This window comes from Streptomyces sp. NPDC054765 (genome assembly GCF_053612065.1).
In genome coordinates, this window is sequence record NZ_JBSHBP010000013.1 from 42,827 (window position 1) to 63,930 (window position 21,104).

Annotated in this window: 17 protein-coding genes and 1 pseudogene; 9 read left to right on the forward strand and 9 right to left on the reverse strand. The window is 71.2% G+C overall.

Annotated elements, in window-relative coordinates; genetic code table 11:
* The first annotated feature begins 28 nt into the window (after nucleotides 1-28).
* From ACWGJY_RS11455 to ACWGJY_RS11470, 4 genes are all read left to right on the forward strand, one after another.
* Complete coding sequence (locus ACWGJY_RS11455; protein ID WP_453260559.1) at nucleotides 29-859, forward strand: ABC transporter ATP-binding protein; 831 nt, start codon at nucleotides 29-31, stop codon at nucleotides 857-859.
* Complete coding sequence (locus tag ACWGJY_RS11460) at nucleotides 846-1,784, forward strand: ABC transporter permease (protein WP_453260560.1); 939 nt, start codon at nucleotides 846-848, stop codon at nucleotides 1,782-1,784. The genes ACWGJY_RS11455 and ACWGJY_RS11460 overlap by 14 nt, the downstream gene beginning before the upstream one ends.
* Before the next feature lie 3 nt (nucleotides 1,785-1,787).
* Nucleotides 1,788-2,621, forward strand: coding sequence for a sirohydrochlorin chelatase (locus ACWGJY_RS11465; protein ID WP_453260561.1), 834 nt, complete (start codon nucleotides 1,788-1,790; stop codon nucleotides 2,619-2,621).
* 228 nt (nucleotides 2,622-2,849) lie between these two features.
* Complete coding sequence (locus ACWGJY_RS11470) at nucleotides 2,850-3,941, forward strand: DegT/DnrJ/EryC1/StrS family aminotransferase (RefSeq protein ID WP_453260562.1); 1,092 nt, start codon at nucleotides 2,850-2,852, stop codon at nucleotides 3,939-3,941.
* On the opposite strand, the pseudogene ACWGJY_RS11475 reads toward ACWGJY_RS11470, so the two are convergent.
* Both ACWGJY_RS11475 and ACWGJY_RS11480 read right to left on the reverse strand, forming a co-directional pair.
* Nucleotides 3,890-4,741 (reverse strand): annotated as a pseudogene (locus ACWGJY_RS11475) (MFS transporter); the annotation flags it as partial. The gene ACWGJY_RS11470 and the pseudogene ACWGJY_RS11475 overlap by 52 nt on opposite strands.
* Nucleotides 4,742-4,869: 128 nt before the next feature.
* Nucleotides 4,870-5,352, reverse strand: a complete 483-nt coding sequence (locus tag ACWGJY_RS11480) for a MarR family winged helix-turn-helix transcriptional regulator (protein ID WP_453260563.1) — start codon at nucleotides 5,350-5,352, stop codon at nucleotides 4,870-4,872.
* 324 nt (nucleotides 5,353-5,676) lie between these two features.
* Between ACWGJY_RS11480 and ACWGJY_RS11485 the strand changes: the two genes are divergently transcribed.
* Nucleotides 5,677-6,087 (forward strand): DUF4328 domain-containing protein, encoded by a 411-nt coding sequence (locus tag ACWGJY_RS11485; RefSeq protein WP_453260564.1) that lies wholly within the window; start codon nucleotides 5,677-5,679, stop codon nucleotides 6,085-6,087.
* Nucleotides 6,088-6,252: 165 nt separating this feature from the next.
* Here ACWGJY_RS11485 and ACWGJY_RS11490 read toward each other — a convergent pair whose 3' ends face one another.
* Complete coding sequence (locus tag ACWGJY_RS11490) at nucleotides 6,253-7,458, reverse strand: S8 family peptidase (RefSeq protein ID WP_453260565.1); 1,206 nt, start codon at nucleotides 7,456-7,458, stop codon at nucleotides 6,253-6,255.
* Between the two features lie 860 nt (nucleotides 7,459-8,318).
* On the opposite strand from ACWGJY_RS11490, the gene ACWGJY_RS11495 reads away from it, so the two are divergent.
* Nucleotides 8,319-9,209, forward strand: a complete 891-nt coding sequence (locus ACWGJY_RS11495; RefSeq protein WP_453260566.1) for an aminoglycoside phosphotransferase family protein — start codon at nucleotides 8,319-8,321, stop codon at nucleotides 9,207-9,209.
* A 141-nt stretch (nucleotides 9,210-9,350) separates the two neighbouring features.
* Here the strand turns inward: ACWGJY_RS11495 and ACWGJY_RS11500 are convergent, their stop codons facing one another.
* Nucleotides 9,351-10,070, reverse strand: coding sequence for an exonuclease domain-containing protein (locus ACWGJY_RS11500; protein ID WP_453260567.1), 720 nt, complete (start codon nucleotides 10,068-10,070; stop codon nucleotides 9,351-9,353).
* A 200-nt stretch (nucleotides 10,071-10,270) separates the two neighbouring features.
* Here ACWGJY_RS11500 and ACWGJY_RS11505 point away from each other — a divergent pair, with 200 nt between their 5' ends.
* Nucleotides 10,271-11,071: an SDR family NAD(P)-dependent oxidoreductase gene (locus tag ACWGJY_RS11505; protein WP_453260568.1), complete on the forward strand. Its 801-nt coding sequence runs from the start codon at nucleotides 10,271-10,273 to the stop codon at nucleotides 11,069-11,071.
* 136 nt (nucleotides 11,072-11,207) lie between these two features.
* Here the strand turns inward: ACWGJY_RS11505 and ACWGJY_RS11510 are convergent, their stop codons facing one another.
* The 3 genes from ACWGJY_RS11510 to ACWGJY_RS11520 form a co-directional block, all read right to left on the reverse strand.
* Nucleotides 11,208-12,458: an SAV2148 family HEPN domain-containing protein gene (locus ACWGJY_RS11510; protein ID WP_453260569.1), complete on the reverse strand. Its 1,251-nt coding sequence runs from the start codon at nucleotides 12,456-12,458 to the stop codon at nucleotides 11,208-11,210.
* A 102-nt stretch (nucleotides 12,459-12,560) separates the two neighbouring features.
* Nucleotides 12,561-13,952, reverse strand: a complete 1,392-nt coding sequence (locus tag ACWGJY_RS11515; protein WP_453260570.1) for a copper amine oxidase — start codon at nucleotides 13,950-13,952, stop codon at nucleotides 12,561-12,563.
* A gap of 50 nt (nucleotides 13,953-14,002) precedes the next feature.
* Complete coding sequence (locus tag ACWGJY_RS11520; RefSeq protein ID WP_453260571.1) at nucleotides 14,003-14,827, reverse strand: Tat pathway signal sequence domain protein; 825 nt, start codon at nucleotides 14,825-14,827, stop codon at nucleotides 14,003-14,005.
* A 243-nt stretch (nucleotides 14,828-15,070) separates the two neighbouring features.
* On the opposite strand from ACWGJY_RS11520, the gene glgX reads away from it, so the two are divergent.
* A complete protein-coding gene (gene glgX / locus ACWGJY_RS11525; RefSeq protein ID WP_453260572.1) occupies nucleotides 15,071-17,314 on the forward strand; it encodes a glycogen debranching protein GlgX in 2,244 nt (747 codons plus the stop codon).
* 300 nt (nucleotides 17,315-17,614) lie between these two features.
* The gene (treY, locus tag ACWGJY_RS11530; RefSeq protein WP_453260573.1) at nucleotides 17,615-20,113 is read left to right on the forward strand and encodes a malto-oligosyltrehalose synthase; all 2,499 of its coding nucleotides are present in this window, start codon (nucleotides 17,615-17,617) and stop codon (nucleotides 20,111-20,113) included.
* Nucleotides 20,114-20,217: 104 nt separating this feature from the next.
* Here the strand turns inward: treY and ACWGJY_RS11535 are convergent, their stop codons facing one another.
* Together ACWGJY_RS11535 and ACWGJY_RS11540 are read right to left on the reverse strand one after the other, a co-directional pair.
* A complete protein-coding gene (locus tag ACWGJY_RS11535) occupies nucleotides 20,218-20,415 on the reverse strand; it encodes a hypothetical protein (RefSeq protein WP_453260574.1) in 198 nt (65 codons plus the stop codon).
* A gap of 48 nt (nucleotides 20,416-20,463) precedes the next feature.
* Nucleotides 20,464-21,009 (reverse strand): FHA domain-containing protein, encoded by a 546-nt coding sequence (locus ACWGJY_RS11540; RefSeq protein ID WP_453260575.1) that lies wholly within the window; start codon nucleotides 21,007-21,009, stop codon nucleotides 20,464-20,466.
* Between the last annotated feature and the right edge of the window lie 95 nt (nucleotides 21,010-21,104).

A 21,104-nucleotide genomic window follows, 5' to 3' on the forward strand; every position in this document is an offset into this window, starting at 1 on the left:
CACCGCACTCCCCCAGGAGGTGACACCGATGACGACCACCACGCTCACCACGCAGCAGCCCGCCACGGCGGACCCGGGCACCACCGTGCCGTACGCGGCCCGCATCGACCATGTCTCGAAGTCGTTCGGCCGCACCGGCGCACAGCAGCATGTCCTGGACGACATCAGCATCGATGTGGCGCCCGGCGAATTCGTCTGCCTCCTGGGGGCCTCGGGCTGCGGCAAGTCCACCCTCCTCAACCTCGTGGCCGGTCTCGACGCACCGTCCGCCGGCGCCATCGAGACGCCGGGCGGCCGGCCGGCCCTGATGTTCCAGGAACATGCGCTGTTCCCGTGGCTGACCGCGGGCCGCAACATCGAACTGGCGCTGCGGCTGCGCGGGGTGCCGCGCGCGCAGCGCCGCGACGAGGCCGAGCGGCTGCTGGAACTCGTCCGGCTGGGGGGCGCCCACGGCAAGCGGGTGCACGAGCTGTCGGGCGGGATGCGCCAGCGCGTCGCAATGGCCCGTGCGCTCGCCCAGGACAGCCAACTGCTGCTGATGGACGAGCCGTTCGCCGCGCTCGACGCGATCACCCGCGATGTGCTGCACGACGAGCTGACCCGCATCTGGCGCGCTGCGAACGACAGCGCCCCCGGCGCGGGCAGCCTCTCGGTCCTCTTCGTCACCCACAACGTCCGTGAGGCCGTACGGCTCGCCGAGCGGGTGGTGCTGCTGTCCTCCCGTCCCGGCCGGATCGCGCATGAGTGGCAGGTGGACATCCCGCAGCCGCGCCGCATCGAGGACGCCGCGGTCGCCGACCTTTCGATCGAGATCACCGAACAGCTGCGTGGGGAGATCCGCCGCCATGGCCAGCACTGAGACCGAGGACCGGTCCGCCGCCGGCCGCCGGGGCGAGGACCCCGCGGCCGGCTCCGCCACCGGCCCTGCCGGTGATATCGCTGGTCTGGAGGCCGGGCTCGACGCCCTGGAATCCCGGATCGTCGACCGGCAGCCGTGGCTGCGCACCGCCGCCTCGAAGGCGTTCCCCCCGCTCGTCGCCATCGTCATCGTGCTCGCGCTGTGGCAGCTGGCCTACCACTTCGAGCTGAAGCCGCACTACCTGCTGCCGAGCCCCGTCGACGTGGGCCGCTCACTGCAGCAGAAGTGGCTCGAAGGCACCCTGCTGGGCTTTGTGTGGACCAGCGTCTCGCGCGGTGCCCTCGGCTTTCTGGCCTCGGTGGCCCTCGGCACGGTGCTCGGGCTGATCGTCGCCCGGGTGCGGCTGGTACGGGCCGCGATCGGGCCGATCCTGAGCGGTCTGCAGTCCCTGCCCTCGGTGGCCTGGGTCCCGGCCGCGATCATCTGGTTCGGGCTGAGCGACGCCACGATCTACATGGTGGTGCTGCTCGGCGCGGTCCCGTCCATCGCCAACGGGCTGGTGTCCGGTGTCGACCAGATACCCCCGCTGTACCTGCGGGCGGGCCGCACCATCGGCGCCACGGGTCTCGCGGGTGTCCGGCATGTGCTGCTCCCGGCCGCGCTGCCGGGCTATATCGCCGGCCTCAAGCAGGGCTGGGCGTTCTCCTGGCGCTCCCTGATGGCCGCCGAGCTCATCGTCAACGCGCCCGATCTGGGCACCGGACTGGGCCAGCTGCTGGAGCAGGGCCGCGAGCTCCAGGACATGTCCTGGGTGCTCGCCGCGATCCTCCTCATCCTCATCGTCGGCATCGGCATCGAGCTGCTGATCTTCGCCCCGGTCGAACGCCGGGTGCTGCGCAGCCGCGGCCTCCTCGTGAAGAGCTGAACCATGGACGCACGCCCCGCTCCCCCCACGCTTCTCGTCATCGCCCACGGCAGCCGCGACCCGCGGCACGCGGCGACCGTCTCCGCGCTCTGCGCGCGGGTCCGGGCGCTGCGGCCGGGCGTGCGGGTCGAGGTCGGCCATCTCGACTTCAACGCCCCCCGGGTGCCGCAGGTGCTGGCGCGCCTGTCCGCCGAAGCGGAGGGGCGGCGTGCCGCACATGGGCTGGGGGGTGGCGCCGGGCGACGGGCGGGCGTACGGGACGTGGTGGCGCTGCCGCTGCTGCTGACGCGGGCCTTCCATGCGAAGTCCGACATCCCGGCGGTCCTGCAGGAGGCGGCGGCCCGGCTCCCTCTGCTGACGATCCGTCAGGCCGATGTGCTGGGCCCCTCGTCGCTGCTGACCGACGCGCTGGAGCGCCGGCTGGCGCAGGCGGGGCTGCGGCCCGGTGACCGTCGCTCGACCGGGGTCGTCCTGGCCGCGGCGGGCTCCTCAGACCCGGAGGCGAGCGCAGTGATCGCTGAAATCGCGCGGGAGTGGCGGCGCACCGCTGGTTGGTGCGCCGTGCGACCTGCGTTCGCCTCCGCATCCCTTCCCCGCACGGCCGACGCCGTGCGGGCCCTGCGCGCCGAGGGCGTCGAGCGGGTGGCCGTCGCCCCGTACGTCATCGCCCCCGGCTTCCTCCCGGACCGCATCGCCGCAGGGGCCCGCGAAGCCCGTGCCGATGTGCTCGCCCCCGTCCTGGGAGCGGCCCCCGAGCTGGCCCGGCTGCTGCTGCGGCGCTACGACCAGGCGGTCCTGGACCGCGCCCGCGGGGACCTGGCGGCGCTGAGCGCCTGACGGGCCCCCGGCGCGGTGGATCAGGGCCGGTCTTCAACGTCCCGTCCGCGCCGCCCGACTCCCTCGCCCTGCCCGCGTGACCGCCGTGAGCGGCAACGAAGACCACACAACGCGCCGCACACCACCAGTGGCCGGCGAGGCCGGCGCCGGACGAAAATCGGCCCAGCTGACCTAGCTGACCTTACTGACCGCCGCTGACTCTTCACCAGCAGCCATCCCTCCGCTGTCATGGGAACAGCACCCATCGGTGCGGCCGGAGACCGTCGGGGGGAACTGATGCTGGACCGGAGTTACGTCGTGCCCTGGGGAAAGCGGGGCAGCATATCGGCCGACGCCGAGACAGCCGTACGGACCGAGCTCGTCCACGAAAGCTCTCCGGCGCCGACGGGCCGCCGGCGCGAACGGTTCGAGCGCTCCTTCGCCGGGACGGTCGGCAGCCGGCACGCGATCTCGGTGACCAGCGGAACGGTCGCCCTCCACCTGGCGATCCGCCTGCTCGACCTGGCACCCGGCGACGAAGTGATCGCCACCCCGCAGACTCACCGGGCGACCGTCGAGCCGCTGTCCGGCTACGACGTACGGGTCCGGTTCTGCGACATCGACCCGGCGACGCTCAACATCGACCCGGCCGCGCTGGAAGCCCTGCTCACCCCGCGCACCAAGGCCCTGTTGCTCGTGCACTACGGCGGCTGCCCCGCCGAGATGGACACCATCATGGCACTGGCGCGGCGCCACGGCTTCGTCGTGCTGGAGGACTGCGCACATGCGCTGGGCGCCCGCTACCGCGGACGGAGCCCCGGGGCGCTGGCCGATATCGCCACCTTCAGTCTGCGGAACGCCCGGAACGGCACCGTGCTCGGCGAAGGCGGCCTGATCACCTGCGACCGGGACGACTGGGCCGAGCGCCTGCACCGGCTGCGCGCCGCCGCCCCGGAGGCCCGGAGGGATGCGGAGGCGGTGCCGGCCGTGCAGCCGTGGACCATGTCCCCCGCGCCTCTCCGCCGCGGCTGTGTGCGCCGGCCCGGCAGCGACACCACGATGCCGGAGGTCGTCGCGGCCCTCGGACAGGCCCAGCTCACCGGGCTCCGGACAGCCGTCGCCCGGCGGCGCGCACTCGCCGGACGACTGGACGAAGTGCTCGCCCGCTACCCGTTCATCACCCCGCAGTCGGCACCCGCGCACAGCGGAAGCCGTACGAGTTGCCTTCGTGAGAAGGGAATGGCCACCACCGACGCCAGAAACGACATGGGCAACAGCAGCAGGCTGATCGCGATGGCGGACATTCCCCGGCTCTCCTCCAGCCACTGCGACAGGCCGTAGAGGATGCAGTAGGGCACCAGCATGGTGGCCCCGACCCGCAGATACGTCATGCTCAGCGGGCGGTTGCGGGCGAGCATCCGCACATCGATGAAGGGCGTCACCGCCCTGCGCTCCCAGAGCACCAGCACGGCCGCCAAGGCCACGGTCGCGCTCAGCAGCAGCCAGTCCGGATCGGTCAGGTCGCCGCAGAACAGCAGCGCGCAGGTGACCGTGCCGGCGAACAGCAGCATCCCCGGCGGGTCGAGGTTGGTCAGGAGCGCCGTACGCGACGGGCGGGCACCGGGCCGGTCCGCTGCCGCCTCGGCAGGCGTACCGCCGTCGGCGTCGCGGGGGATCCACCGGAGGGTCATCGCGATCCCGATCAGCGCCAGCGGCACGTTGATCAGGAACGTCGAGCGCCAGCCCGTCGTGGCCACCAGTGCTCCGCCGATCGGCAGCCCCACGGCCGCGGTCACCAGCCCGGCGGCCGACAGCGCGCCCAGCGTTCCCCCGACCTTCAGCCCCGGATCACGCTCGGAAAGGCGCCGCACGATCATCATGGCCGTGGGGTATCCGCCCGCCGTACCGATCCCGAGCAGCACACGGGACGCGGTGAGGGTCAGCAGGTTCGGGGCCAGCGTCCCCACGACTCCGGCTGTCGCGACCAGGGCCATCCCTGCGAGGAACACCCGTCGGGGGCCGAAGTGTTCGGCCAGTCTGCCCATCGTGGGCTGTGCGATCGCGCTGGCGAGGTAGAGCGACGACACCAACACTGCCGTCGCCGCAAGGCTCACCTGGAAGGAATGGGCGATCGGCACCATCGCCGTCGCGAGAATGGAGCTGTTGACCGGGTTCAAGGCCGATCCCACCAGCAGGGGCGCCACCAGACGCCATCCCGGTGTGCGGTCCGCCTTGGCCTCGGTCGTCTCGTCGCAGGCTAATTCACTGCTCACCGCGCCCCTCCACGGGCTCCCCGGCCACGAGCAGCCACCACCGGGGGGACTGCGCTGTCGGCGAGGCGATTGACCATCTTCACGGCCGCCGCCAGGGCCTCTTGTTCGTCAGGATCCAGCTCGTCGGCGATCGCCGCACGCAACCAGCGGGCGTGCAGGCCCAGAAGGTCGTCGACCAACGCCTTGCCGCGCTCCGTCCCGGAGAGCAACGCCCTGCGGCCGTCGGCGGGATCGGGGCTGCGTTCCACCAAGCCGCCCTGTTCCAGCCCCCACACCGTCTGCGCCATCGACTGCGGACGCATGTACTCCATGGCTGCCAACTCGCTCGTGGTGATCGGGCCCTCGTGCACCACGCGGTACAGCGCCGTCAGTTGAGGGCGCGACCACCCTTCGGCATCCACGCCCGACTCCGCCCGGATCCGTCCTCGGAGCCGACGCATCGCGAAGTCCAGATCCATGGCCAACGCCGCCAAGTCCATTGGTTCGCCCTCACCATTTCAAGGTCACAGTTGAACAGGTACCTTGAACAGTATGCCTGAACAGGTTACCTGTCTATATATCAGTGCGGGCGCAGGACGGTGGTGTACGTGACGATCTGGGTCGCGCTGCCGGCGGATCAGGTCCCCGTTGATCGTCTTGGTGGACAGCACAGGCCCCAGGTGGGCCAGCCGTCGGGAGGGAGCGGCACTCCATCCGCCACGGCGACTGAATCACTGCCGGGAGAAGGCAAGAACCGTACGCGGTGACCGAAGGATGACAGATGGTCACTCCGCGCCCACCCGTGTGCGGACTCTTTCATTTTTATGGGGTTTCAGTCATGTCTTCTGACTCTCCCGGCATACCTGCTACATACCTGCCGGGGGCTCCGTGGTCCGTTCGCCCAAGGGGCTCGCGAGCGTCGCACGGCGCTGCCGGCGCCGGTCATCACCGGCGATGGCTCAGCCGTCCACGCCGGAGTCAACGTCCGTGCACTGCTGGACAATCCGGCGTCCACGAACCGGCATGAGCTGGAGCAGGGCGACGCCCTCCACCCGTTGTCCGGAATTCTGCAGGTGGCGTGCACGATCGCGACGGCCGTGGTCTGCATCGTCTGGTTCTACCGGGTTCGCGCGAATGCCGAAGCTTTCGCGCGGGACGATATCGCGGCGGCTGTGTTCGGGATCCTTTTCGTGCGGAAGCTGACACGTATGCAGCAGGTGAAACCCGGGGGCTGAGGATATGCCGCCGCGGGCCGCGTCACCGCGCTTCCGGCGCCTCCTGAGCCGCGGGGCGACGAGCCCGGCTCCCTCGCCCCGGCCGCGGAACACCACGACGCCGGCCGCCGCGCCCCGTGGGGGCGAGCGCGGCGGCCGGCGGGTGGAACTGAGGCGGTGAGGTGCTTACTCGACGACCTTCAGCAGCTTGTTGGGCGTCCCCTTGGTGGGGTTCGTGATCTTGCCGGCCGTGGCGCCGTCGGTCAGGGCCTTCTCCACGTCCGCCGGCTTGGCGTCCTTGTGGCCGGCCAGGTAGACCGCGGCGGCACCCACGACGTGCGGGGTCGCCATGGACGTACCGGAGATGGTCTTGGTGGCGTCGTCGCCGGTGTTCCAGTCCGAGGTGATGTCGGAGCCGGGCGCGTAAAGGTCCACCGCGCTGCCGAAGTTGGAGAAATCGGACTGCTGGTCGTCCTTGGTGCTGGAGGCCACGGTGATGGCCTCCTTCACCCGCGCCGGCGAGCTCTGGCCCGCGTCGCCGGACTCGTTGCCCGCCGCGACACCGAAGGTGACACCGGCGTCGATGGCCTTCTTGACGGCCGCGTCCAGCGCCTCGTCCACGCTGCCGCCGAGCGACATGTTGGCGACCGAGGGACCCTTGTGGTTCTTGGTGACCCAGTCGATGCCCGCGACGACCTGCTCGGTGGTGCCGGAGCCCTGGCCGTCCAGGACCTTGACGGCGACGACCTTGGCCTTCTTGGCGACACCGTGCTCGGTACCGGCGATGGTGCCCGCGACGTGCGTGCCGTGGCCGTTGTCGTCCTCGGCCTTGGCGCTCTTGTCGAGGGCGTTGAAGCCGTACGACGCACGACCGCCGAAGTCCTTGTGGCTGATGTGGATGCCGGTGTCGATGACGTAGGCGGTGACCCCCGCGCCCGCGGCGTCGGGATAGGTGTACTTCTTGTCGCCCTGGGTGTCCGCCTGGTCGATACGGTCCAGGCCCCACGACGGCGGGTTGTTCTGGGTGCCGTCGATGTGGAACTTCTTGTTCTGCACGACCTTGTCGACGGCCGGGTCGGCGGCGAGGTGCTTGGCATCTTCCGCGCTCAGACCGGTCGTCGAGAAGCCGTCGATGGCGGAGGAAAAGTTCCGCTTGACCTTGCCGCCGTACTTGGCGGCGAGGTCGCCGCTCTCCGCGGTACGGATCGACTTCTTCAGCATGACGATGTAGCTGCCGTTCACGGCACCCTTGGCCTCGGCTCCGTAGATCTTGCCTTCGGCGGCAGGCGACGCACCCGCGGTGACCGCGGTGACGGCGGCGATACCAGTGGCGGCGACCACGGCGGCTATCGCCGTGACACGTCGCTTCTTGCTGGAACGCTTGTGAGCCATTGCGAGGGTTCTCCTCGTTCGTGGTGTGGGGGGAAAGCGTTGCGCAATAGCCCGAAGAGACCGGAAGATCTACGTCGGGCTGGCTCGAAACCCTGTCTGATTGACGAGTTCAATTCAAGGTCCGCCGGAGCGTGTGAGATAGCCAACAAGGCCACCCAAATGGGAAATGTTTCAGAAGCGGTCAAAAGGACACGGGGTTGAACCGGGGTGGCTCAACTCCGTTTACGCAGCCGCAATAGCGGGTGACGTGACAGCGAATGGCGCATCGGTCCGGCGGGAGCGCCGCGGCCGGAGGAGGCTTGCCACCGAGGTGCGCGGCTCGGCCGTCACCGCCTATCCGGCTCGGTCATCACCGCGTATCCGGCTCGGTCATCACCGCGTATTCCAGGGGCAGTTGGGGAGAACGGCGAGTTCGATACGGCCCGCCGGGCAGCCGGCTGCCGGGGTCTTGTCCGCCGGCTGGCGCCGGAGCCGGGCGGTACGCCCGCGAGCTGTCCCTCAGCACTGGGACCGGGCCAGAACCGGATTGCCCTCCCTGACGGGCCGCTTGCGCAAGGCGCCCAGGCCGATCGCGCCGCTGTAGTACTCCGGTGGCGCGGTCGGTCAGCCGTCGGGTGCCCCCGCCGTCGGCACCTCTGTCATCGCTCCCCTCCCCTCCCCTCCCCTCCCCTCCCCTCCCCTCCCGTCCCCCGTCGGCCGCTTCCGGCCGCTTCCGGCCGGCGGCGTCGTCGTGACGGCGGCCACATCGGTCAAGGTCCCGGCCGGTCTCCTTGAAGGATCTCCCCGCCCGGCAGCTCCCCCGGACCTGTCCCGGCGGACCTGCGACACTGGTCGCGTTGACGCACCGCAGGAGGCACCCGATGACCGAACCGAGCCCCGTCGCCTTCACGGAGGCGCGCGCCCGGGACGTACTGGCCGCGGCCGGACGTCCCGATGCGGCGGCCGATGCCGTACTGCTCTCGCTCGGCGAGAACGCCGTCTTCGCCCTCGGTGACAACGGACCGGTCGTACGGGTGGGCCGCAGCGTGGAGCTCCTGGAGCGGGCCGAGCGGGAACTCGGCGTGGCACAGTGGCTGGCGGCCGAGGGCGTGCCGGCCGTGCGGGCCGCGGAGCCCGTGGCCACCTTGGCCGACGGGCATCCCGTGACCTACTGGCAGCGGCTGCCACAGGCCGTGCGCCCCGCCGGTCCGGATGATCTCGCCGCCCTGCTGAAGCTGGTCCACGCCCTGCCGGAGCCACCGTTCGCGCTGCCCCGGCGCGAACTGCTCGGTGGCGTCGAGCGCTGGCTGCGGCTGGCCGGCGATGCCGTGTCGGCGCCGGACGCGGAGTATCTGCGCGGGCGGCGGGATGCGTTCGCGGCGGCGGCCACGGCGCTGGAGCCGCATCTGCCCCGCGGTCCCATCCACGGTGATGCGCTGGCCCGCAACATCCATGTCGGGCCCGACGGACCGGTGCTGGTCGACCTGGAGACCTTCTCCTTTGATCTGCGGGAGCACGACCTCGTCGTCATGGCACTGAGCCGGGACCGCTACGGGCTGTCCCCGGAGGCGTACGACACCTTTGTGTCCGTCTACGGCTGGGACGTACGGGACTGGGAGGGCTGTGCCGTGCTGCGCGGGTCCCGGGAGACGGCGAGCTGCGCCTGGGTGTCCCAGCACGCACCCGGAAACCCGGCGGCGCTCAAGGAATTCCGGCGCCGGATCGCCTCACTGCGCGAGAAGGACGCCACGGTGCGGTGGTACCCCTTCTGAGCCGGCCGGCCGGTCCCGGGACCGGGTCGTACGGCTCAGGGCGACAGGCCCCTGACCGCCGGCCGGCCGGCCGTCGGTGGGGCGCCCCGCCCTCCGGGCCTGGCACCATGTCACGGCCGTGACCGCGCCGTACGTCCTCGCTCAGCCCTTGGCCTGGTACGGAATCAGGGGCCAGGCCGGCTCGACTATCGCCCGGGAATCGCCGGAGCGCCGCAAATACGCCTGGAACGAGGCGGCTTGATCGGCGGCCGCCTGCTCCTGGAGGGCGTGCAGCGCACGGGGCGACGGGATGGCGACGGCCGGGAACGTCTCCCCGATGCGCCGGGCGACCCCGGCCGCGGCCGCCGCGTCGGCACCCGCTTCATGTGCGCCGTCCAGCCGGACGCCGTAGTGACCGCAGAGCGCCTGGAGCGCGCGCTTCCCCTTGCGGTAGCGGTCCACGTGCTTGTCCAGGACGAGGGGATCGATGACCGGCGCGGGGGCGTGCCCGAGTCGTTCGGTCAGCGTCCGCAGGCCGTGGCGCCGGCACTCTCGGTCCAGGAGCGAGAGGTCATAGCGGGCGTTCATCACCACCAGAGGGATGTCGGCGCGCAGGGCCTCGGCCAGCGACTCGGTGATTTCTTCTATGGCGGTCGCCGGCGAACGGCCGTGTTCTTGGACATATGCGGTCGAAATGCCATGAATGGCCGACGCTTCATCGGGAATCGGCACCCCTGGGTCGAGCAGCCAGGTCTGCTTCGCGACCGCGCGGCCGTCCCCCTCCAGCCGGATCAGTGCGGCGGTGACGATGCGGTCCCGCTCGACGTCCGTGCCCGTGGTCTCCAGGTCGAAGCTGACCAGCAGCTCCTGATGCCAGCTCATGCCGAAACCTCGCTACGCTCGGCCTCGCACTCGCTCGGCGCGCACCCTGCTTCGATTCTCTCGCTACGCTCGCTCATGCGGCCTCCTTCAGTGGTACTTCCCCCGTTGCCCGTTCACTCTCCCACGCACCACTGACAATCGACCGGCCACCCGTCGCGGCACCGGAGCCATGGCCGCCTGCCGCCCTTAGGCTGACCGCCATGGACCTACGGCTGGCAGGACACGGCGCGCTGGTGACGGGCAGCAGTTCGGGGATCGGCGCGACGATCGCCGAGATGCTGGCGGACGAGGGGTGCGAGGTTCTCGTCCACGGGCGTGACGCGGGGGCCGCGGCGGCCGTCGCCGAGCAGGTCGCGGCCCGCGGCGTACGGGCCGAAGTGGTGCTCGGTGACCTGACGGAACCGGGCGTCGCCGAGCAGGTCGCGCTCACCGCACGCGACTTCGGGGCCCGCATCCTCGTCAACAACGCCGGTCCGTTCGCCGAGCACGACTGGGAGAGCGCCCGCCCGGCCGACTGGCGGGCCGCCTTCGAGGGCAATGTGCTGCCGACGGTGCGGGTCAGCCAGACGCTGCTGCCGTCGCTGCGCGCGCACGGCTGGGGCCGGGTGATCACCATCGGCAGCCGGGCCGTGCGGACACCGCTGCCCCATATGGTGGCGTACTCCGCGGCCAAGGCCGCCGTGGTGAACATGACCACCAGCCTGGCCCGGCACCTCGCCGGGACCGGCGTCACCGCGAACTGCGTGAGTCCGGGGGTGATCGCCACCCCGTCCATGTACCGGATGTTCGAGGAGCGGGCGGCGGGCGAGGAGGCCGGGGCGGGCCCGGAAGGCGGACCGGGCGAGGCGGATATCGTCGCGGAGTACGCGCCGAACCCGAGCGGACGGCTGGGGCGCCCGGAGGACATTGCCGCCGCGGTCGCCTACCTTGCGAGCCCGCTCGCCGATTACATCAACGGGATCGAGCTGCGGGTCGACGGCGGGATCACGGGGACGCCGTAAGGCTTGCCCGTCCGAGCCTCCTTGCGCGGGCAATCCTTCTTGCGTGTCCAGCCCTTCCCGCCCCTGTGGCCCGCCTCGCCCCGTCACCCCGGTGCCCCGCCCGACGGCGACGGGAGGGACGGCGGTCGGCAGCCGGTCAGGAAACCGGCCGCGAGTCCGCCCACATGCTCTCGAATTCCTCACGGTAGGTCTCGAAGAGGCCGTGGTCGCCGTCACGGGCATCCCGGGCGTCCTGGCGGACGATCTCCCGGCCGCTGCCGCGGAGGACGAGGACCGGGGACTCCATGCCGCGGCTCTTGCGGAGGTAGGGCTGGACGACGGCCACGCCGTCGGAGCCGTCGCCGTCGACGAGATAGGCGGTGAAGCGCGGGGTCTCGTCGAAGACCTGGATCTCGAAGGCGCCGGGGTCGCGCAGCCGGGCGCGCACCCGTCGCATATGGAGGATGTTCATTTCGATGGAGCGGCTCATTTCGCCCTTTTTCAGGCCGATTTCGCGCTCCCGGCGACGCACCGCGCTGCTGGCCGGGTTGAGGAACAGCAGACGGACGCGGCAGCCGGATTCGGCGAGCCGGACCAGGCGGCGGCCCGAGTAGTTCTGGACCAGGAGGTTCAGCCCTATGCCGACGGCGTCGAGCCGGCGGGCGTCGCCGAAGAGGTCCTCGGCGGGGAGCTGGCGCTGCAGCCGTACCCGGTCGGAGTGCACACCGATGACATCGGCGTAGCGGTCGCCGACGAGGTCCTCCACCGCGTCGATGGGCAGCCGCCCGGAGATACGGGTGCCGACGCCGGAGCCGAGGATGTCCAGGAGGCGGGCGGAGGCGCGCTCCGCCTGGGCGAGGACCGTCTCGGACAGGGCGCGGTTGCGGGAGACGATGTTGCGGGCGACCTCCAGCTCGTCGAGGGCCAGCTCGACATCGCGGCGGTCGTCGAAATACGGCTCGAAGCAGGGCCAGTGCTGGACCATCAGTTCACGGAGCTGCGGCAGCGTCAGGAAGCTGACGATGTTGTCGTCGGCGGGGTCGAGGAGGTAGCCCTTGCGGCGGCTGACCTCGCGCACGGCGACCGCGCGCTGGACCCACTCCTGTCCGGCGGGGCCGGCCGCGGCGATGACCCATTCGTCGCCGTGCACCGGCTCGTAGATCGGACGCAGCACGGCCGCGACGACGGCCCGCAGCCGCTGCTCGACGAGATTCAGCCAGATGTAGGCGCGGCCGGCCCGCCGGGCCCGGGTGCGCACCTCGCTCCAGGCGTCGGCGCCCCAGTCCAGCTCCGCCCCGATCTCCAGCGGCCGTGCCAGGGACACCGCGCCGGGCGGTGCGTCGACGGAGCCGCCCTCATGGCCCTCATGACTCTCGTCACCAGGGGGCAACTCCAGCCCGCCGCTCACCTGCCACCGCCTTCCCGAACCCCCGCCGCCAACGATCAAGGCAGACTACTGCGGTGCGGGAGGCGGTGCAGCAGGATGGATCGAGTCGGTTACCAACTCCCCTTACCCATAGTGCCCGTTGTGCCCGGACAACGCGGGTGGAGTGAGCGGATTCATAGCGGTGACGTCACGGGGCACCAGCTGGAAACCCTGCCAGTGCACGGGCATCGGCTCCTGGTCCTCGTCCCTGGCGATGTGGTGGAACCCGATGTTGACCCACGCGATGGGGTGTTTCAGCGGCTGGCCGTTGACCCAGGTGTCGACGCTCTTGCCGGCATGGGCTCCACAGTTGGCCAGGTTATTACTGGCGAACTGCTCACATTTGTTGTACTCGGTGAAGTAAATGTCGTGTGTAGTGTAACTGCGCCCGGTGTACTTGCTGGTCGGGCCCGGGACGATCTCGTACGAGCGCGGGTGGCCGTCCTTGTTCCTGCCGGTGGCGCTCACCACCCGCCACCAGCGCATCGCGCCGGAGTCCCCGGCCAGCTCCTTGGTGACGGGCTTACGGGTGGTGCGGATGGTGGGAGTGTTGCCGCCGGGCCGGATGGTGGTGGCGGAGTCGAACTGTTCGACCTTGTTGGCGGCGGAACCGTCCAGGCCGAAGTTCAGCCGCCAGAAGACATTGTGGCTGTGGCTGGTCGCGTAGTCCTTGGCGCCCTTGCCGACCGGTGCGCCGCGCCCGTCGCCGGCGTCGTAGTCGCCGGGTGAGATGGTGCCGGTGGCGCCGACCTGCAGGGTCATGGTGCCGTCGCCGGAGAACCGCCACTCGCTGATGTACTCGTACCAGCCGACCTTGTTGACGGTGTAGAGCAGCAGGTCCTTGCCCTGGAGCTGGTAGGTCTTGGCCTGTTCGCCGGGGTAGGGGCCCATCCGGTAGGCGTGGCCGCGGGCGCGGGTGGTGGCGCACAGGCCGCTGACGTCGGGGTGCGCGGGGTCATAGGCGCCGGGGACCCGGACGGTCTTGATGGTGCCGCCGAGGCATTCGGCGGGGTCGAGCTTCATCAGGCCCTGGGCGAAGCCCTGGCCGGTGAGGTCGTCGTATTCGTTGCCTCCGTCGTCGTAGGGGACGTGGATCTGGGCGAGTTTGGCCGTGGTGAGCACCTTGATCGGGGTGCGTTCGCCCTTGGGCTGGTAGGAGATGTCGTCCAGGACGAGACCGGCGTTGCCTTCGTAGTGCCAGCACATGCGCCAGACGGTGCCGCCGTCGAGCGTCTGGGTGATGCGGTAGGCGGCGCTGCACTGGGGGGTGGGGGCGGGTGCGGGTGCGACGGGGGCTTCGGGGGCGGCCTGGGCGGACGGGCCGCTCAGCAGGGCGGTCACGGCGAGCAGCAGGGGGGCTGCGACGAGGACCGCGGCGCGGCGGGGGCGGATGCCGGTGGCGCGGGCGCCAGTGGTGTGGGTGCCGGTGGTACGGGTGCCGGTGGTACGGGTGCCGAGGGTGCGTCTTCCGGGCATGGCAATGGCTCCTGGGAAAGGAGTGGCGTGGCCGGCGGTGGAGCGCGCGGTCAGCCGAGGCGGGCGACGGTGCGGGCACTGAGGTCGATCACAAAGCGGCGGGTGTCGATCCACCGGCCGTTCTTCACCTTGGTGAAGAGGCGGATACAGCGGTGTTCCCCGCAGTCGCCCAGCGCGCCCGGCGCCTCGCCCTCCGCGCGGCCGCGGTAGACGAAGCCGGTGACGGAGAGCGGGTCCGGGCCGGTGAGGTCGCGCCCGGTGGCGTCGCGGTAGTCCTGGCGCAGCCCGGAGCCCAACGGGGCGGCGATCAGCAGCCGGGCCGCCTCGACGGCCTCGGCGTGGCTGGGCGGTGGCTGGACGCCGTGCTGGGTGTCCGTCGACTCCACCTTCGAGGTCGTGAGGTTGACGGTCTTGGTCAGGTAGCCGTCGGTCTTGTAGTCGTAGAAGGAGACCAGTGCCCGCCGCGGCGGGTCGGCGAGCTGGACCTCAGAAGGGGCGAGTTCGGCCAGATCGGTGATGAGGCGTTCGGGACCGGGCCGTCCGGTGACGTCCGCAGCGGCGCTGCGCGGCGTCCGCGGCAGCGCCAGGTCCTGGGCGCGCCGGAGTTCGTCGTCGGTGAGCGGGTCCCGTCCCCGGCCGCGCTCCCCCTGGGGACGGACCCCCTCGACGACGCCGGGCGCCGGTGGTCCCTGGTCGTGTCCCGGTGCGGGCGCGCCGGGCGCGCCGGCCGCGGCGGGCCGGCTCCGGCCGCCCGTGCGGTCCGTGGCGTCCGCGTCGGACGGCAAGGTGATCGCGGCCATGACGGCGGTGCCCGTCAGCGCGATAGCGGTGCCCGCGAGGAGCTTGCCGAGGTGGCGGTGCATCAGATGGTGCACGGTTCCCCCCTGCTGTCACATGCCGTGACACACATGTCGGTTCCCCCCTGTCCGTCCTCCAGTAGGACGACCAGTAGGACGATCCGACATCGCGACAGGTTGCCCACCATTGAGCGGAGATCCCGCGAAAAGCCCTCTGTGTGCGAGAAGTTGCGAAAAGTTGGGGAAGTATTTCGATCCGTTCCGCGGATGTGTGTCGTGGAGTCGCCGCAGCGCCCGAGAAGAAAGTGGAAGAGTCTACCCATGCAGGTCTGGCCGGGACAGATGTATCCGCTGGGTGCCACCTATGACGGGGCGGGCACCAACTTCGCGGTGTTCTCCGAAGCCGCGAAGCGCATCGAACTGTGTCTGCTGCACGACGACGGTTCGGAGACCGCCGTCGAGCTGCGCGAGAGCGACGCCAATGTGCGGCACGCGTACCTTCCGGGGGTGATGCCGGGGCAGCGTTACGGCTTCCGGGCGCACGGTCCGTACGAGCCGGAACGGGGGCAGCGCTGCAACTCGGCAAAGCTGCTGCTCGATCCGTACGCACGGGCCATGAGCGGCCGGATCGACTGGGACGAGGCCGTCTACGGCTACCACTTCGGACGCCCCGAGGTCCGCAACGACCTGGACTCGGCACCGCACACCATGGCGTCGGTCGTGGTCAATCCGTACTTCGACTGGGGTGACGACCGTCCGCCGCGCACCGCATATCACGAGACGGTGCTCTACGAGGCCCATGTGAAGGGTCTGACGATGCGCCATCCGGAGCTCCCCGAGGAGCTGCGCGGCACCTATGCCGCGCTGGCGCATCCGGCGATCATCGACCATCTGACCAAGCTCGGGGTGACCGCCCTGGAGCTGATGCCGGTGCATCAGTTCGTCCAGGACCACCGGCTGGTGGACGCGGGGCTGACGAACTACTGGGGCTACAACACCATCGGGTTCTTCGCCCCGCACAACGCCTATGCGTCCTGGGGCGACCGCGGGCAGCAGGTGCTGGAGTTCAAGACGGCGGTTCGGGCGCTGCACCGGGCCGGTATCGAGGTGATCCTCGATGTCGTCTACAACCACACCGCCGAGGGCAGCCACCTGGGCCCGACCCTGTCGTTCCGGGGGCTGGACAACGCCTCGTACTACCGGCTGTCGGACGACAAGCAGTACTACACGGACACCACGGGCACCGGGAATTCGCTGCTGATGCGCAGCCCGCACGTGCTCCAGCTGGTGATGGACTCGCTGCGCTACTGGGTGCAGGAGATGCGGGTGGACGGCTTCCGCTTCGATCTGGCGGCGACGCTGGCCCGGCAGTTCCACGAGGTGGACCGGCTGTCGTCGTTCTTCGACCTGGTGCACCAGGATCCGGTCGTCAGCCAGGTGAAGCTGATCGCCGAGCCGTGGGACGTCGGCGAGGGCGGCTACCAGGTGGGGAACTTCCCGCCGCTGTGGACCGAGTGGAACGGGAAGTACCGGGACACCGTGCGGGATCTGTGGCGGGGCGAACCGCGCACCCTGGCGGAGTTCGGGTCCCGGCTGACGGGCTCGTCGGACCTCTACCAGGAGGACGGGCGACGTCCGCTGGCCTCGGTGAACTTCGTGACCTGCCATGACGGCTTCACGTTGCACGATCTGGTCGCGTACAACGAGCGGCACAACGAGGCCAACGGTGAGGGCAACCGGGACGGTGAGCGCTTCAACCGGTCCTGGAACTGCGGCGCCGAGGGCCCGGCCGACGATCCCGGGGTGCGCCGGCTGCGGGCGCGGCAGATGCGCAACTTGCTCGCCACGCTGATGCTGTCGCAGGGCGTGCCGATGCTCAGCCACGGGGACGAGTTCGGGCGCAGTCAGGGCGGCAACAACAACGCGTACTGCCAGGACAACGAGCTGTCGTGGGTGCCCTGGCCTCAGCAGGGCGGCGCCCGGGGCATCGACGCACCGTCCGAGTCGGACGACACGCAAGGCACGGACGAGGCGGATGCGGCGGACGCGGCGGACGCGGCGGACGCGGCGCAAGAGGGGGACGCGGCGCCGGAGCGGGACGAGGAGCAGCTGGCGCTGCTGGCGTTCGTCCGGCAGATGGTGTGGCTGCGGCGCGACCATCCGGTGTTCCGTCGCCGGCGGTTCTTCCAGGGGCACCCGTTGGAGGGCACCCACGACGAACTGTCCGACATCGCGTGGTTCACGGCGGGCGGCGAGGAGATGGGGCCGCGCGACTGGCAGTCGGTGCATGCCAAGTCGCTGACGGTGTTCCTCAACGGCAGCTCGATCTCCGAGCCGGGTCCCCGGGGCGAGCCGGTCACCGACGACTCGTTCCTGCTGATGTTCAACGCCCACGACCAGGACCAGGAGTTCATCGTGCCGGAGCACCTCGGCCGGCAGTGGCAGATCGTGGTGGACACCGACCGGCCGCAGGCGGTGGCGGACGGCTGCGGCGCCAAGGTCAAGGCCGGCGACCGGCTGAACCTCATCGGCCGGAGCCTGCTGGTGCTGCAGCGGCCTGCGTAGCGGCGTCGGGCCGCCGGGCCGGAGCCCCGAGGGCGGTGCCCAGGATCAGGACAGCTGCTCCGACGGCGGCGGCGAAGGCGGCCGAGGGGCCATGGGTCTCGGCGAGCCGGCCGGCGACAGGTGGCTGTTGCAGCGAGCATCGCCGGACGCCGTCCGGCACCGGCCCGCGCACCCAACGCACCCAACGCACCGGACGTACGAAGGTCTACGGCCTCGCGGCCCGTCCCCTTGGAGGAAACGACAACCCCAATGCCGGGCGGGGATGACACAACGGGCCGTCAGCGGGGTACGGGTGTTCCCATGACGCAGCCATCGAGTCCGTCGCCGACCGCCACCTACCGGCTGCAACTCCAGCCGGACTTCCCGTTCGCCGCCGCCGAGCGGGCCGTCCCGCATCTGGCCGCGCTCGGCATCTCCCATCTGCATCTCTCGCCGGTGCTGGAGGCGGTGCCGGGGTCCACCCACGGCTATGACGTGGTCGATCATGCGGCGGTCCGGGCCGAGCTGGGCGGCGAACCGGGGCTGCGGGCGCTGTCGGCGACGGCCCGGTCGCACGGCCTGGGGCTGGTCGTCGACATCGTGCCGAACCATATGGCCGTGCCCGAGCCGGTGTCGCTGAACGAACCGCTGTGGCAGGTGCTGCGGGACGGCCCGGCGTCGCCGTACGCGCGGTGGTTCGACATCGACTGGGACGGCGGGCACGGTGGCCGGCTGCTGCTGCCGGTGCTCGGCGGCCGGCTCGGCGAGGAGGCACGGCACTTCCGCGTCGAGGGCGAGGTACTGCGCTACCAGGAGCATGCCTTTCCACTGCGCCCCGGTACGGAAGGGCTCCCGCTGAAGCGCCTCCTGGAGGCCCAGTGGTACCGCCTCGCGTGGTGGCGGCTGGCCCGCAGTGAGCTCAACTACCGCCGCTTCTTCACCATTTCGGAGCTGATCGCGGTCCGTGCCGAGGACCCCGAGGTCTTCGGGGCGACACACGGCACGGTGCTGCGGCTGATCCGCGAGGGCGTCATCGAGGGACTGCGCATCGACCACCCGGACGGTCTGGCGGACCCCGCCGGCTATCTGGCCCGGCTGCACGAGGAGACCGGTGGCCGCTGGACGGTGGTCGAGAAGATCCTCACCGGTGACGAACAGCTGCCGGCGAGCTGGGCGTGCGCGGGCACCACGGGCTATGACGCCCTCCGGCGCATCGACGGTCTCTTCGTCTGCCCGCAGGGCGTCGGGCGGCTGTTCTCCCACTACCGGGACTTCGTCACCCCGCTGGCCGACGAGGGCGGCGACTGGGAGGAGACGGTACGCCGGGCCGCGTACGAGGTCATCACCCACGATCTGGCCGCGGAGGTCGAGCGGCTGGTGCGCACCGCGGCCCGTATCAGCGCATGTGTCCCCCGACCGGGTGACCATGCGCCGTGGGCGCTGCGCCACGCCATCCGTGAGCTGATGGTGCGGCTGCCGGTCTACCGCCCGTACGCCACGGACCCCGGGCAGGCCGGACCGGACGCGGCGATGCTGGGCGCGGCGGCGGCCGGGGCGCGTACCGCCTTCCGGGTGCCCGAGGAGGCACGGGCGGTGGATCTGGTCCACGATCTGGCGCTCGGCCGGCTGCCGGACGCACCGGACACGGACGCACCGGGCCACGCCCCGGGCCACGCACCCGGCCACGGCGGCACGGACTGCGCCGACTTCGCCGCGCGGTTCGCCCAGACCGCGTCCGCGCTGCACGCCAAGTCCGTGGAGGACACCGCCTTCTACCGCTATCCGGTGCTGCTGTCGGCCTGCGAGGTCGGCGGTGCCCCCGGGGAACCGGCGCTCCCCCCGGAGGCGTTCCATGCGCACTGCGCCCGCGTGCAGCGGGACCGGCCGGTCTCCGCAACGGTGCTCTCCACACACGACACCAAGCGCAGCGCCGATGTACGGGCGCGGATCGCGGTGCTGTCGGAGTGCCCGGACCGCTGGCGGGACGTACTGGGCGCGATGGCCGACAAGGCGGTGTGCGACGTCGGGGCCGGCGGGATCGACGGGGCCGGTCCGGCGGATCCCATGGTGTCGTGGCTGGCCTGGCAGACCGCGTTCGGCCTGGGCGCGCCCGGTGACGGTGGCGCGGCGGAACGCGTGGCACCCGCGGTCCTCAAGTCCGTACGGGAGGCCGGGCTGCGTACCTCGTGGACGGAGCGGAACGCGGGCTACGAGGAGGCGGTCGAGGAGTTCGTCCGCACGGGGCCCTGTGGTCCCACGGCCGCCCCGCTGGCCGCGCTGGACGAGGAACTCGCGCCGTTCATCCGCGCCAATGTGCTGGGCGCCGCGCTGCTGCACCTCACCATGCCGGGCGTCCCCGACCTCTATCAGGGCACCGAACTCGCCTACGCGGCGCTGGTCGACCCGGACAACAGAAGGCCGCCCCGCTTCCGGCCGGAGCTGCTCGCGGAGCTGGACGGGGGCGGCGCGCCGCACGGCCTGTCCGCCGAAAAGCTCCGGCTGACCACCACGGCGCTGCGGCTGCGGCGCGACCGTCCCCACTGGTTCGGCGCCACGGCGACGTACGAGCCGGTGTACGCGGAGGGCCCGGCGGCCGAGCACTGTGTGGCGTTCTGCCGCAGCGGCCGGGTGCTGACGGTGGTGACCCGCCTGTCGCTGCGCCTGGTGGAGACCGGCGGCTGGTGGGACACCCTGCTGCGGCTCCCGCCGGGCGGCCCCTGGCGGGAGCTGCTGACCGGCCGCGAACTGCCGGGCGGCGCGGCGGTGGGACTGAGCGAGCTGCTGTCGGTGTCGCCGGTGGCGTTGTTCGTGGGTGAGTGAGTAAGTGAGTGAGCGAGGGAGCGAGGGAGGTAGGAGCAGGAGGGAGGGAGGTACGGAGGAGCAGGAGGGAGGGGGAGGAGGCGGAGGGAGGAAGGCAGGAAGCGTCAATTCCCGGTTGCCTCACCCGTGTTCGTCGACCCGCGCAGCAATTCGGTGAACTCCGCCGCCGCGCCGGTCAGCCCCACCCGTGAGAAGACGGTGATGTCACGGTGCCAGGGCGGGTCGGTGGACACCGAAGCACAGTCCAGGCCGGCGAGTTCATGGGACGCGGTCAGCAGTACGCCGACGCCCGCCGAGGCCATCCGGACGGCGGTCGAGCTGTGCTGGGTGCGGACGGGGACCGTCGCCGCTCAGCGCTCCGTCAGGACGTAATCCACCCGGCCGAAGGTGATGTGGTCCCCGGGGCCGACCGTTACCTCGCCCACCACGCGGCGGCCGTTGACGCAGGTGCCGTTGGTGGAGCCGAGGTCGCGCAGCAGCCAGCCCTTGCCCGCGCTGCGGAGTTCGGCGTGGGCGCGGGAGACCGTTTCGTGGTTGAGGCGCAGGCCGACGCCGGGCGCCCGCCCTATGAGCAGCGGCAGCGGCCCCGGCTCCGGCAGCAGAAGCTTCGGCAGCCGCTCCATACGCCATGCGCGGCGTACCCGGAGGTGGAACGCCGACGCCCGGCCCACCATCCGCAGCATGACGCCCTGGACCTTGCCGCTGCTGGCCAAGTCGGCGGTGACCAGGTCGAGTTCGGACTGCTGCTCGGCGGTGAGGACGAGTTCCAGACGCCGCAGGAAGGTGTCCTGGGACAGCCGTCCCTGCGCCGCACCGTCGCGCAGCAGGTCGAGAGCGCGTTCCCGGTCGGCGTCCGACGGGCGCGCCGGGCGCGCAGGGAACTCGAGCGAAGTCATACCGGGATTCTCCGGCGGCCGCGAGCCGCTGTCCAGGCGAGGTGTGCGCCCGGGACGGTGCGGGCGGGCGTCGCTCGCCGGAACGGCCCAGCGGA